The organism is Paraglaciecola sp. G1-13 (genome assembly GCF_055809255.1).
This window is the reverse complement of the sequence record NZ_CM147903.1, coordinates 3412053-3425503: the sequence shown is the minus strand read 5'-3', so window position 1 is coordinate 3425503 and position 13451 is coordinate 3412053. Positions and strand designations below refer to the sequence as shown.

The window sequence follows — 13451 nt, the reverse complement described above, 5'->3', positions numbered from 1 at the left end:
CCGCTAAGTTAGCAACGCCCCATGATAATTATAATGGGGCGGTACACACGGGTTATTATATTTATGCGTAAAGTAGCGGGCGATTCTATTCACATTTGGTTATTCGTGTTCTTCACGAGTGTGGTGCTAACAGCATGCGGCGGTGGGGGCTCTTCAGACTCAGACTCTGATAACACGCCTGATGTCATTGTGAATGCGGGACCAAGCTCTACGGTTAATGAGGGGACGACAGTCAACTTGCAAGGTGATGCGCTAGGCACCACCGATGCCTTGACCTACGCTTGGTCTGCCTCGCCGGCATTAACGATTACCCATGACGATACCACCACGGGTGTGGCATCGTTTGTGGCGCCAACCACCAGCGATACATTGACTTATCAGCTAACCCTTCAGGCAACTGATGGCAATGGCAACGTTGGCTCTGACAGTCTAGAAGTGACCGTTTTGCCGTTAAACACTGCGCCAAGCGCGATCATTTCCTATCAACCGATTGACGGTTTTTCTAATAATATCTTTCCAGCTGGCACAGACGTTACCTTAAATGGCGACACCAGCACAGACGCCGATACAACGGATGCAGATAACCCTATTGCCGCATATCAATGGCAACAACTTGCCGGAGTTGATGTGCTTTCTGGGGTCAGTAGAGATGCAAGTAACATTACCTTTACCACACCGATTGTCGATGAAGACAACACGTTAACCTTCGAGTTGTCCGTCACTGATCAAGAAGGCGCAACGGACACCGAAGAGCTGACTATCACCATATTAAGTGCAAGTAATAATGTGCCCACTGTTGATGCTGGTGTCGATCATCAAGTGTTTTCTGGAGAGAGCATTTTACTTTCAGGAACGGCCGATACTGCTATTCCCTCTGCAAAGCCATTAACCTACTTGTGGTTAACTGACTCTACCTTAGAGCCACAAATTAATAACGCCAATGTGTTACAAACGTACGCTGTGGCGCCTATGGTCACCACGAGCCAGGTGTTGACCTTCACCTTAGAGGTTAATGATGCCAACGGTAATGAGGTGGACGACAGCATTTCGGTAACAGTAAAACCGTTTCCTCGTAGTTTAATAAACGATACGGGGGTGATGCGCCAAGGCAGTGTGAACGCAGTGAACAGCTCGCATCAAGGCGATTACCCTGCGCAAGACGGGCAACGGGGGCGAGACGTTATTGCGACTAACAATATGCTTACCAAGGCCGGGCGGGGTGAAGGTGGCTTTGACTTTACCCGCCTAGATGACATAGGCGATGAAGTGGACGATACCAGCCAGCCATGGCGCTGTGTACGCGATAATGTGACCGGTTTAGTGTGGGAAATTAAAACCACCAATGGTGACTTACATGGCCGACGCCATACCTACAGCTGGTATTCAGAAGAGAACAATGGTGGATATAGTGGTCCGTTGAATCCAGCCACTCCTAGCTGTTCGCTGGGCGACTGCAATACGCAGGATTTTGTTGAAGCCGTCAATGCCCAGGGCCTGTGTGGATTTTACGATTGGAAGCTACCCAGTCATAACGAACTTCTTTCAATTATGCATTTTGGCAAATCTACCAGCCCTATGCTAGATACCGATTATTTTCCCTACGCAGATAACGGGCAAACCAGCAATATATGGTACTGGACATCACAAACCAGCGTCGATGGTACCAACGAGGAAGCGCAAAATGCATGGGCGATCGATTTCTCTAGCGGGAATGACAACTTTCTAAATAAATCCACAGCGGCTAACGTTCGTTTAGTCAGAGCAGGACGATAATATGAAAAAGATATTGTTTTTGGCGTTACTTAGTTTTAATAGCCTTGCCCAAACGTGCCTAGGGGACGTAACTGAAACGGCCAACGAAGAACAATTTACGGTCAACACCGATGGCACTGCAACGCATATCAGCAGTGGTTTGATGTGGATGCGCTGTAGCATCGGGCAAACCTATAGCGCTGGTAGTTGTGTGGGTGAAGCCGACGAATTGAATTGGCAACAAGCGTTAAGTGAAGCCCACGGTTTCACATATGCAGGATACAGCGGTTGGAGAGTACCGAATTTAAAAGAATTGGCGACGTTAACAGAGCGCGCTTGCGTGCGACCAGCCATAGATGAAAGTGTATTTCCTGATACCTTGTCTGATGATTACTGGACTTCTACCCCTTCTGTCGTCGATGCGGATCGTGCCTGGGTGGTAGCGTTTTTCAACAGCAGTAATGCGTTGAAAGAAAAAAGTTTATTCGTATACACGCGGCTGGTCAGAACAGTCGATTAACGTATATTTTAATTCGATTATCGTATCGAGCTTTTAAATTACCCGTTAACTGGTCAGAATGTGTTGGTCTTTTTAAGCTAGCGATCCGATATGCGTTTTTTGTGGTTATTTTTTCTGGGTTTTTACGCCGCGAATGTGAAAGCCGATTATAAGTGTGATGTAGAGCTAAACTACGGTTTGGTCGTGACGAACGATCAGATACGTATTATCGATAATAGCCGTACTGTTTACCAAATTAATAACGACGATCAGCTTATTGTTCAGGGGCAATGGATATCCTTGTCTGTGCAGCAAGAAGCTGAATTAAAAGAGCTGGCCGACGGTGTGCATCACGTCGTACCTAAAATGATTTTACTGGCCAGTGAAGGTGTTGAACTGGCGATAGAAACTGTGGAACACGTGTATATTGGCTTAGTCGGTGAAGAGCACGAAAGTTACGAGAAATTGCGTTCGTCGTTAGCCAGAGTGCAGGCCAGAGTCAAAGAAAAATTCATTCATGCGGGCAGTAATTTCTATATGGGCCCTGGCACATTAGAGAACGTCGACGACTTAGTTGACCGTGAATTAGAAGCGCAAATTGAAGAGGCCATGAATACCTCATTAGGTGGCATTCTATCGGCCATAGGCGGCTTAGTGTCAGAAAGCACCAGCACAGAAGAAAAAATCGCAAAACTGGCTGAGAAAATTGACAACATCGGGAATACCGTTGACGCCGTCATCAGCCCGAAAAGCCAAACCCTGCAACAAAAAGCCCACTGGTTTTGTAATGAGTTTAAACGCTTAGATCGGGTCGAAGACCGCTTACGCCGTGATATACCCCAACTCACGAAATATAATGTAGTCACCAGTGAGCAAGGCCACAGCCATTAAGTTGCTGGTTTAGCCAATGTTTTACGATTAAGATAGCCGCCGTTTTTTCAGTCCTAAGAAATCCCCCATGCGTTTATTCCAGCAAGATGCCGTTGAATGGTTGCAGAGCTTACCAGCCAACAGCGTTGATTTGGTCATTACCGACCCGCCTTATGAATCGTTAGAAAAGCATAGAGCAAAAGGCACAACTACTCGTTTAAAACACAGTAAATCTTCAAGCAACGAGTGGTTTGCCATTTTTCCGAATACGCGCTTCATTGAGCTGGTGGCAGAGATTTATCGCGTTCTAAAGCACAACAGCCATTTTTATTTGTTCTGCGACCAAGAAACGATGTTTGTGATCAAGCCGCTAGCAGAAGCAGCAGGGTTCAAGTTCTGGAAACCCTTAGTGTGGGACAAGTGCGCCATTGGTATGGGGTATCACTACCGCGCCCGTTACGAGTTCATTCTTTTTTTTGAAAAAGGCAAACGCAAGCTACAGGATTTAGGCATGCCTGATGTGCTGCAAGAAAAGCGCGTATGGCGAGGCTATCCTACAGAAAAGCCCGTGCCCTTGATTGAAAAGCTGATTGTACAAAGCTCGAGTGAAGGTGATTTGGTTATCGACCCTTTCTTTGGCTCAGGAGCGACCCTAGTGGCTGCTCAAAATTGTAATCGAGAGTGGCAAGGTGCCGACTTATCACCTTCGGCACATGAGCACGCGGTTAAACGTTTAGGATGCTAGGGCAATAGAGCTGATGGCAACACGGGCAAAAGGACAAAGTGTCGCCATTTTGCGGATATTACACCAACATTTCTAACAATGAGTTAAGGTAGCGCCTGCCAAGTGGTGTGACTTGCCAATGGGTGTCTGATTCGGCAAGTAAGCCCTTGTTCACTGCACTGGCCAGGTTTTCTTTTAGGTCTGTTTGCTCATCAAAGACTAAACCAGTGAAAGCGCTAAAGTCTTGTTTTGGGCAAGGCTCAAGTAAGCGTAATCGATTCATGAAAAACTCGAACGGTAACTCCTCATCTTGCACAGTATGTTGTTGGTGCATGTATGAGCGCGTGAGATCCATATAGCCCTTAGGGTGTTTCACTTTAACCGTGCGTAAAATCTGGCCCGAGTCTTTCAGTGTGATTTTACCGTGGGCACCACAGCCAATCCCTAAATAATCACCAAAGCGCCAATAATTAAGATTGTGCTGACATTGTTGGCCGGCCAAGCTGTAGCCCGATATTTCGTACTGCTCATAACCTGCTGCTGTCAATATGTCATGGCCTTGCTCTTGAATGTCCCACAATATGTCATCTTCTGGCAACGTTGGCGGCTTAGAATGAAACTGAGTATTGGGTTCAATCGTCAGTTGATACCAAGAAAGATGCGGCGGCTGCTGGGCAATGCCTTGGCGCAAATCAAACAAGGCATCGTCAATGGACTGCTCAGGCAAGCCATGCATCAAATCAAGGTTAAAGCTATTCAGGCCAGCACTGCGCGCGTAACCGGCAGCATTTAACGCTTGTTGCTCATCGTGGATACGCCCGAGTCTTTCTAACTTTTCTTGTTGAAAGCTTTGCACGCCAATTGATATACGGTTTACCCCAGCTTGGGCAAAGCCATTAAAACGCTCGCTTTCCACTGTGCCAGGGTTAGCTTCAAGGGTTATTTCGGCATCGACTGCTAAATTGACGCGCTCACGCACCCCTGTTAATAAACGCCCTATGGCATCGGGCGAAAACAGACTTGGGGTGCCGCCACCGATGAAAATACTGTGCACGGGACGATCGCCAATCAGGTTGGCGTCTTGGGCTAAATCATCTAGTAAATGACTGACATACTCAGCTTCTGGCAACGAGTCCTGCTTTTGACCATGGGAGTTAAAGTCACAATAGGGGCACTTTTGCACGCACCAAGGAATATGAATATACAAGGCAACAGGGGGGAGCTGCAGAGTTTTGACTGGGGGGAGCGTTGTGTTCGTTTCATCGGCGTCATTCATATCGCACGTGTGTGCCATTACGCTATTCACCTGCTTTTTCAAAATCTGCGCCCAGTTTTACTAATAGCTGTTGTAACGCTTGGCCGCGATGACTTAGGGCGTTCTTTTGCTCTTTTGTTAGTTGTGCAGAAGTACACTTTTTTTGTTCTACCCAGAACACAGGATCGTAACCAAAGCCACTTTCACCACTACGCTCGAGGGTTATTTCGCCATGCCATTCGCCTTGGCAAATGATGGGGGTGGGGTCTTCACTGCTGCGCATATACACCAACACACATAAGAAGCGCCCTTGGCGTTTTGCCGGCTCAACGTCACTTAGTGAGTGAAGCAACTTATCAATATTATCACTATCTGTGGCATGGCTACCGGCATAGCGCGCTGAATATACACCAGGTGCTCCGCCTAAGGCATCTACCGCTAAACCAGAATCGTCAGCGATAGCGGGTAAGCCTGTGATTTTGGCTGCGTGACGCGCTTTGATGATGGCGTTTTCGACAAAAGTGGTGCCTGTTTCGGCCACCTCAGGTACGTCAAACTCACTTTGTGGAATGATGTTGATGTGTAGTGGGCTGAGCAACTGACTAAGCTCAGCCACTTTACCTTTGTTGCCTGTGGCTAATACGATTTTACGTGACAAGGGGAAACTCATGCATTGGTCTATTATCGGCAAATTTTACCTGTTTAGAGATGTAATTGATATTGCGCTTTCGCCTCTTTTGTCGATATGGGGGCTACCCAGAACAAATACGCCTTGCTGTGGCTGGGTAAATTATTTAGTCTTAATGCTATCTATTGAATATCGGAAGTTGTTCGCAACGTTATTCCTTTCAATATTGTCTTTTTCCAAACTTAACCGCTTAGTAGCGCAAGGATGCTTTATGACATTTACCGCCAAATTACTCCTCATTAGTAGTGCAAGTTTAATCACTGGTAATGCGGCTGCTATCAATAAGCCTCAAACGGAAGCACAGGCCCACCCCATCGCAATCAGCGAACCAAGCACTGTGCTTTTGGAGTCCGCTAAGCTCCCGGAACCTATTGAACGTGTAGCACCTAAATATCCAGTGAGCATGGCACGAAAAGGCGCTGAGGGCTGGGTGCAATTGAATTTTGTGGTGGGTACTGACGGCAGCGTCAACGATATCGTTGTGGTTGATTCAAGTGGTATGAAAGCCTTTGAAAGCGCAGCAATAAAAGCAATGAAAAACTGGCAATACAGCCCGGCTTTTGTTGATGGCAAACCAATTGAGCAATGCCACAACAAAGTACAAATGGACTTTAAGTTAGACGGGGGGGAAAGAGGGGTTAGGCGCAAGTTTAAACGCAATTATGAGAGTGTGCGTGCTGCACTAAGCAGCAATGATATTGCCTTAGCGCGTGAGCTGAGTGACAACATGAAAGACAAAGGCTTGCTCAATAGCATAGAGTTTAGCTTTTATTCGTTGCTACGTGCTGACTTGGCAAAGGCTGAAGCGGATGAGGTGGCTGAGCTTAAGCACGTTCAACATATATTGAATACTGATAGCAAAGGCGAGTACTTGGGCAGCGAAGCGCATCGATTATTGTTAAGCCGTAAGTTTGTGCTGCAAATAAATCAGTCGCAATACCTTGACGCCTTAGATACGTTTCAGCGCGTTGAGACGCAAGAAAATAACGACGAAAACATCGCCATGCTCAAACCTTATGTGACCCAAATACTCAATGTGCTCAAAAGCGACCAAGTCATAGCTATTCCAGGGAAAGTCAAACAAGACGGTGATTGGTGGCATGCCCTGAGCAGGCGCGCCTTTAGTTTACATGACGTGAACGGCACCCTAAATACAGTGGAACTGCGTTGTCACAATAAAAGCGAGTTATACACAGCGACCACAGACAGCACATGGAATATACCCGCTAGTTGGGGACGTTGCAGCGTAAGGGTGGTAGGAGATACCGACAGCCAATTCACCTTGCTAGAAATACCCACCAAGAGTGAGCAGAGTTGATTTCAGTCTGTCTGCATATGTGGCAACGAGTATAAACAAATAGGCTGGAATAGAAGGGTGCTTTGGGTTTCACCCTTATGTTTGTAAATATATGGCGGCAATGGAACTTTAATGTTGTGTGCTCGCCAGAATCTAGGACTTAACATGTACAGCACTTTGAAAGCTCGCAAACCAATATCACTGATTGCTATTATTCTTATGTTTTTTTGTATGAATGCAGGCGCTTCAGATTTGGGCGTTGAGAAAATTCAAACGTTAATATCGGGTAACGCCCTAAAAATAACCAATAGGTTTGGTGCAAGCATTATATATTTTGATCCTGATGGCTCTTTTGAACACCTTGCAGAGCAAGGTCAAACGAGTAAAGGGGAGTGGCGAGTAACGACTGATAGTATGTGTGTCACCATCTTTGCACAACCAAATGACCCGCCAAAAGAGTATTGTCTTAATCTAATAAACCGTAAATTAGGAGAAAGTTGGACCGAGCAGGATGCTAGAAATGGCGAATTAAAAAGAACACTGCTTGAGGGTCATCCAGCATGGTAAGCGTGAGGGGATTTGTATTGAGTTACAACATTTAAAGTACTCACCGAGACCGAGCCCACCAGTACGAACTAACACCACACTTAACTAACACAAAAAAACCTGCAAATTTGCAGGTTTTTTGTGCGTTACATTCAGCTTAGCTAGACGTATTAAATGTGAAAATTGGCGTCAAACCGGCTGGCTAAAACGACACGCTTTAACCGCGATTCTTTTTCTTTTTAGCTTTCTTCTTCAATGGTATTCCAGCGGCTTTTTTCGCTCTGTTGCTGATCTTTCTTTTGGCAGGCGGCTTGGCTTCTTTATTTTTCGGGCGTAACTCGTCGATTACCCGGCGTTTAAGCGGCTGCTCGGTGTAGCGTTCGATTTTGGGCACTATGCCAATGTCGTGTGCTTCAACCAAAGAAATGGCCGTACCCTTGTTGCCAGCGCGACCTGTACGACCGATACGGTGTACATAAACGTCTGCGGTACGCGGCATATCATAGTTGATAACATGACTGATGTTTTCAACATCAATACCACGGGCGGCAACGTCGGTGGCAATCAATATTTTGACTTCACCAGAGCGGAATTTGGCCATGGACAAGTTACGTTTGTCTTGGGGCATTTCGCCCTGTAGCCAGCACACGGTAAAGCCGTCGCGCTCCAGAATTTGCTTTAACTCATTCAGGCGGTCGCGGGTTTTCACGAACACCACGGCAGATTCCACTTGATGGGTCAGAATATGTTTTAGCAGAGCATATTTATGCTTTGCATCATCGGCGATATGTAGCCATTGATGAATTTTACCTTGCTCTTTGCGACTTGATGCAGCTTCTAACTCAACGGGGTCGTTGAGTATGTCTTTGGCGAAACGACTAATACCAGTGCCTTCTAGGGTGGCAGAAAATAACATGCTTTGCTTGCGCCAGCGGGCTTCAGCCGATATTTGATTAACGATTGATGAGAAGCCCATGTCGAGCATACGGTCAGCTTCATCTAAAATCAGGCACTCGATGTCACGACAATCAAAGCTTTCTTGTTCGATGTGCTCGAACAAGCGCCCTGGAGTGGCCACCAATATATCGAGGTTTTTCTCAAAAGTATCGCGATCGGTGCCGTAGTTGATGCCACCTGTGATCACGCCGCACACTATGTCTGTGTAGCGACTTAACTCAAGTGCTTGGTTATAAACCTGCTGAGCTAATTCTCGGGTTGGGGTTAAAATCAAAATACGGGTCGAGCCAGGATGGCGGCGCGGGTAATCTAATAAAAATTGGCATACGGGCAATAGAAACGCCGCCGTTTTACCTGTGCCGGTTGGGGCGGATGCGAGTATGTCTTTACCTTCCATCGCCGCTGGAATGACCAACTGTTGAATGCTGGTGGGTTCGCTGTAACCTAAATCGGCGACTGCGCGGCAAAGTTCATCATCTAATTCTAATTGCTCAAACATGGCGTTTATATGCTTCTTAACGTTGTACTTAATATTATGGTGGCTACAAAATTGTTGAGCCTCCGAGATGTTATTTTCACTGCGTGTTTAAGCAGTGGGATAGCGCTGTTGTAAACCTTGATACACTTGGTCGCTGTAATCTGGTAAGGCAATATCTAAGGCGTTTAACACATCAACCAAGTGCTCGTTATCTTCACGGCCATTCCATAATTTATGGTAGCTGCCTTCTTTGTAACCGTTGTCTTGACGGAAGAAGTTTAGAACATTTTTGCCCACATATTGACGATAAAGCTCGTCGGCGTTCATTTCAGCCTGCTCAACGATTTTGATGAACAAAGGTACGTCAAAACGATTAGCGGCGCACAGGCCAGCCATTAATTGCAAATTGTCGAGTATATCTAAATTGGTAAAGTCATAGGATTTACCATCAAACGTCACACTGCTGGTATTTGATGCAAGTTGCTGAGCAATAGTGCTAGATGATTGGGCAATGTCACCGTCAAACTGAATAATGATTGACGATAGCGCGAAATGCCAAATATCGACCAACTCCATCTGTAGCTGAGGCAAGTCTTTTTGTTGGGCTTTCCACCATTTCCAGCCGTGATGCTCAATACCTTCAACCGACTCGATCATAGCGGCGCGTAAATAGGCGTAATTCGCGCTAAGCCATTGTGGGTTAACTTTTCGGTTCATGCCGTCTTGCAGTGTCAGCATGGTGTTTAATTGAGTGGTGGATAACATGGTAAGCCTTGTGTGTTCTGTTTATCGTTCGGATGCTAAAAAAGCGGACTACTATTATGCCACGTTTGTGGCGATAGCATGAATGCGTTTTTGTCTGAGTTGTTGTTTTATTTCTGCGCCTTTATAACCTGCTTGCACTATTTCTTGTACGTTGACCTCTTTGGCGAGCAAATAGGCTTGCCAAATATAATCTGCGTTGGGGTAGGGGCGCTCTTCAAATCCCGTTCGCCCTTTCGCATCGGCGGTACAGGCCAGCAATAAATCAGCAAAGCGCTCAGGCTTTCGCCATACGTCACATTTGTCTAAGAAATCATTAATCGTGGCGGCTTTGAGCTTAAACGCATGATGCACATGACTATGAAATTCACTCATTAATAACGCTAAATCACGACAGTCATTGGGGACTTTTAGCCGCTCACAGAGGGTGTTAATGGGCGCAAGGCCACGTTTTTCATGCCCGCGATGTGACGGCCATTCTTCTGGTGGTGTTAAACCCTTGCCTAAGTCATGCACTAAAGCGGCAAAACGTACGCTGAGCTTATGAGATACCCGCACAGATTGTTCCAGTACCATCATGCTGTGGATCCCTGTGTCAATTTCGGGATGCCATTTGGCTGGATTAGGAATGCCCCATAAGCAATCAAGCTCAGCAAACCACACTTTTAAGGCGCCGCATTCGCGCAGGGTTTCAAAATATATTTGGGGGGTATCTTCAAGTAAGCTCTTTGCGGTTTCGACCCACACACGCTCAGCGCTTAAATGACTGAGCTCCCCCGATTGGGTTATGTTAGCCATTAAGGTTTTGGTTTCATCCGCTATGCTAAAGCCATAACTCGCGTAGCGCGCTGCAAACCGTGCAACGCGTAATACGCGCAGCGGGTCTTCCTCAAACGCGTCAGACACATGGCGTAAAACGCGATTTTTAAGGTCTTTTTGGCCATTGAAGGGATCGATAATGTTGCCGTTGTCATCCATTGCCATGGCGTTCACGGTTAGGTCCCGGCGCAGTAAGTCCTGCTCGAGCGTGACATTGGTAGAGGTGTCGCACTCAAACCCGGCATAGCCTTGGCCTATTTTACGCTCGGTGCGGGCTAGGGCATATTCTTGCTGGGTTTTAGGGTGTAAAAATACTGGAAAGTCTTTACCCACTTGCTGAAAGCCCTTGGCCAGCATATCGGCTTCGCTAACACCCACGACAACCCAGTCCTTATCTTTTACGGGTCGCTCGAGTAGCTTATCCCGTACAGCCCCACCTACTAAATATACTTGCATAGTCACCTTAAATTTGAGAATCGTCTTATTATGCCTGATTTATCCGATGAGCAAAAATACGCATAAGAATAAGCGATTAATAATGTGTATCGCCTGTGAAAGTCGCTTAGCCGTTGAATTTACTCGAATTGGCGGGGGCGAAATTGCAGTGCTAAAACTGTAAACATCAGCTTTATGCATAACGCGTCTTACCTTTGACAAGCTTGGATGAAGCCGTTAGTTTATCTTCCGCTTATCCTCAATCGGCCACTAGAACCGCAGCTATGTATCTTAATTATTTCGGACTTTCAGATAATCCGTTTTCTATCGCACCTAATCCCGCGTACCTATATATGAGTCCAAGACACAAAGAAGCCCTTGCTCATTTGACCTTTGGGTTACGGGAAAGTGGCGGTTTTGTGATGTTAACAGGCGAAGTCGGAACGGGGAAAACCACCGTGTCGCGTAAGTTATTGCAGCAGCTGCCTGATAATACTCAGGTCGCCATGGTGCTTAACCCAACGCTCTCGGCCATTGAGTTACTCGCCACCATTTGTGACGAGCTAAGCATAGATTATCAACACGAACGAGCGAGCCTAAAATACTTTACGGATTTGATCCTCAACAAGCTGGTGATTAATCACAACGCAGGCTTGAACACGATATTGATTGTGGATGAAGCCCAGCATTTGTTGCCAGAGGTGCTTGAGCAGTTACGTTTGTTGACCAACCTTGAGACCAACCGGGAAAAGCTGCTCAAAGTGGTGTTAATCGGTCAGCCAGAATTGCAGCAATTGTTGAAACGTAACGAGCTGCGTCAATTAGCCCAGCGCATCACCGCCCGTTACCACTTGCTACCGCTCACTTCTGGTGAAGTAAAAGCCTATATTCATCACCGATTAGGGGTAGCAAATGGCGATAGCAGTGTTTTTAGTGCAGGCGCACTGGGCGCTGTGTATCAGGTCACTGGCGGTATACCGAGGGTGATTAATTTATTATGTGATAGGGCGTTAACGTTAACGTTTACTAAACAAGCTCCCGTGGTACATACCCATATATTTTATGCTGCCGCAGAGCAAATCTTGGGCGCTGATGTGGTGGCTCAGCGCAGAGGAAAACAGCGTACCCTAATACTCGCAGGCTTGTTTGTACTGGCCTTCGGGTTAGGCTTTATGGGAGGCCATTGGTATGGATAACCTTATCAATATTGATGCCTTACTGCCTGGCATGGTGATAGTAAAGATTACGCAGCAAAACGGCCCAATTAAAATACGTAAGTCCGGTTTAGTGACCAGCATGGAAATGGTCACAGGGTTAGGGGAAATGGGCGTACAGCAGGTGGAAATTGATCCTGCCCAAACCGTGGAGATTGACCGCCCTAAAGTACAAAAATCACAAACGCAGAAATTACTCGAAAGTGAGCGCGTCGCTGGGGCTAGAGCTCTGCATGGCGCTGATGCGGCGGTGTCAGATCAATTCAATCGCAGTTTGTTTTTACCGTCAATCCAGGCGTTACCTTCTCGCTGGCAATACTATACCAAGCCGCTATTGCAAGGCGTGGTGGTGGTATTTATTGGATTTGCAATGGGGTGGGGCGTAGCTATCGCCCCGTCATTGTTAGCCAAGCTCACCAGTCCAGCGGCACAAGATGACGCCGCCATTGTTGAAGGTTTCGCTGGAGGCAGTCGAGAAAATGCGAGTTCTGCGATAGACACAAATGGAACCCTTGCTGATAATTTGCGCGCGAGCGAAAAGGATCCTGGGGGAGACAAACCTTCTGCGAATAACAACGAAAAAGTCTTAATGGTAAAATCGAACGAGCCAGATGTTGCTCAAACACGCGGCAATCAAAATGCAGTTAATGAGTCTGTCGCAATGGCCGTTAACCAGCCGCATAGTAATACTCAACTTAAGACAACGCCTCCCTTTGAACAGCAAGTCAGCCCCAGACCTGAAGCAGAGCCAGAGCCAAGCCCCAGAATATCGTCTGACTTATTAAAGCGCTTTGAGAAGGCGATCACAGAATTGGACAAAGAGCCCGAACAGCCATTCGAAGCCACGCAAACAAAAAGTGAAGATACACCGCGCATTGATCAGTTGCCTGCATGGGTGTTAACACAACTGCCCCCCATGGTTTTTACCACGCACATGTATGCATCTTCAGCGCAAGATAGATGGGTAAAGGTGAATAATAGGACGCTGAATGAAGGGGATATGATTGCAGATAAAGTGCGTATCGAGCATATAGAGCCACAACATGTGATCCTGAACTATCAGGGGCAAACTTTCAGCATGTCGGCACTTAGCGAGTGGTAAAATTATCACTCGCCAGTGGGCTACACAACCGACCACCTTTATAGTGACCATGA

The 13451-nt window shown here is 46.7% G+C and carries 13 protein-coding genes; 8 read left to right on the top strand and 5 right to left on the bottom strand.

Annotation, left to right across the window (positions count from 1 at the left end; all coding sequences use genetic code 11):
* The first annotated feature begins 63 nt into the window (after positions 1-63).
* The 4 genes from AC0L6N_RS14620 to AC0L6N_RS14605 all read left to right on the top strand — a co-directional run bounded on the left by AC0L6N_RS14620 (position 64) and on the right by AC0L6N_RS14605 (position 3866).
* Positions 64-1773 (top strand): Lcl C-terminal domain-containing protein, encoded by a 1710-nt coding sequence (locus AC0L6N_RS14620; protein ID WP_473475477.1) that lies wholly within the window; start codon positions 64-66, stop codon positions 1771-1773.
* A gap of 1 nt (position 1774) precedes the next feature.
* Complete coding sequence (locus AC0L6N_RS14615) at positions 1775-2272, top strand: Lcl C-terminal domain-containing protein (RefSeq protein WP_011576027.1); 498 nt, start codon at positions 1775-1777, stop codon at positions 2270-2272.
* A 90-nt stretch (positions 2273-2362) separates the two neighbouring features.
* Positions 2363-3142: a YggN family protein gene (locus tag AC0L6N_RS14610; RefSeq protein WP_473475475.1), complete on the top strand. Its 780-nt coding sequence runs from the start codon at positions 2363-2365 to the stop codon at positions 3140-3142.
* A 67-nt stretch (positions 3143-3209) separates the two neighbouring features.
* A complete protein-coding gene (locus AC0L6N_RS14605) occupies positions 3210-3866 on the top strand; it encodes a DNA-methyltransferase (protein WP_473475473.1) in 657 nt (218 codons plus the stop codon).
* Positions 3867-3924: 58 nt separating this feature from the next.
* Here AC0L6N_RS14605 and hemW read toward each other — a convergent pair whose 3' ends face one another.
* Both hemW and AC0L6N_RS14595 read right to left on the bottom strand, forming a co-directional pair.
* On the bottom strand, positions 3925-5073 hold the full coding sequence (gene hemW / locus AC0L6N_RS14600; RefSeq protein WP_473481345.1) for a radical SAM family heme chaperone HemW: 1149 nt from the start codon (positions 5071-5073) through the stop codon (positions 3925-3927).
* A 70-nt stretch (positions 5074-5143) separates the two neighbouring features.
* On the bottom strand, positions 5144-5770 hold the full coding sequence (locus AC0L6N_RS14595; protein WP_473475471.1) for an XTP/dITP diphosphatase: 627 nt from the start codon (positions 5768-5770) through the stop codon (positions 5144-5146).
* Positions 5771-5999: 229 nt separating this feature from the next.
* Here AC0L6N_RS14595 and AC0L6N_RS14590 point away from each other — a divergent pair, with 229 nt between their 5' ends.
* Both AC0L6N_RS14590 and AC0L6N_RS14585 read left to right on the top strand, forming a co-directional pair.
* Positions 6000-7106, top strand: a complete 1107-nt coding sequence (locus AC0L6N_RS14590) for an energy transducer TonB (protein WP_473475469.1) — start codon at positions 6000-6002, stop codon at positions 7104-7106.
* Between the two features lie 144 nt (positions 7107-7250).
* Complete coding sequence (locus tag AC0L6N_RS14585) at positions 7251-7652, top strand: hypothetical protein (protein WP_473475468.1); 402 nt, start codon at positions 7251-7253, stop codon at positions 7650-7652.
* 196 nt (positions 7653-7848) lie between these two features.
* Here the strand turns inward: AC0L6N_RS14585 and srmB are convergent, their stop codons facing one another.
* The 3 genes from srmB to AC0L6N_RS14570 all read right to left on the bottom strand — a co-directional run bounded on the left by srmB (position 7849) and on the right by AC0L6N_RS14570 (position 11103).
* Positions 7849-9087 carry an ATP-dependent RNA helicase SrmB gene (srmB, locus tag AC0L6N_RS14580; protein WP_473475466.1) on the bottom strand — a complete coding sequence of 413 codons (1239 nt, stop codon included), beginning with the start codon at positions 9085-9087 and terminating at the stop codon, positions 7849-7851.
* 87 nt (positions 9088-9174) lie between these two features.
* Complete coding sequence (locus AC0L6N_RS14575; protein WP_473475464.1) at positions 9175-9831, bottom strand: dUTP diphosphatase; 657 nt, start codon at positions 9829-9831, stop codon at positions 9175-9177.
* A 54-nt stretch (positions 9832-9885) separates the two neighbouring features.
* Positions 9886-11103, bottom strand: a complete 1218-nt coding sequence (locus AC0L6N_RS14570; RefSeq protein ID WP_473475462.1) for a multifunctional CCA addition/repair protein — start codon at positions 11101-11103, stop codon at positions 9886-9888.
* 263 nt (positions 11104-11366) lie between these two features.
* Here AC0L6N_RS14570 and AC0L6N_RS14565 point away from each other — a divergent pair, with 263 nt between their 5' ends.
* Both AC0L6N_RS14565 and AC0L6N_RS14560 read left to right on the top strand, forming a co-directional pair.
* The gene (locus AC0L6N_RS14565) at positions 11367-12278 is read left to right on the top strand and encodes an ExeA family protein (protein ID WP_011576017.1); all 912 of its coding nucleotides are present in this window, start codon (positions 11367-11369) and stop codon (positions 12276-12278) included.
* On the top strand, positions 12271-13398 hold the full coding sequence (locus AC0L6N_RS14560) for a general secretion pathway protein GspB (protein WP_473475460.1): 1128 nt from the start codon (positions 12271-12273) through the stop codon (positions 13396-13398). The genes AC0L6N_RS14565 and AC0L6N_RS14560 overlap by 8 nt, the downstream gene beginning before the upstream one ends.
* Positions 13399-13451 lie beyond the last annotated feature (53 nt).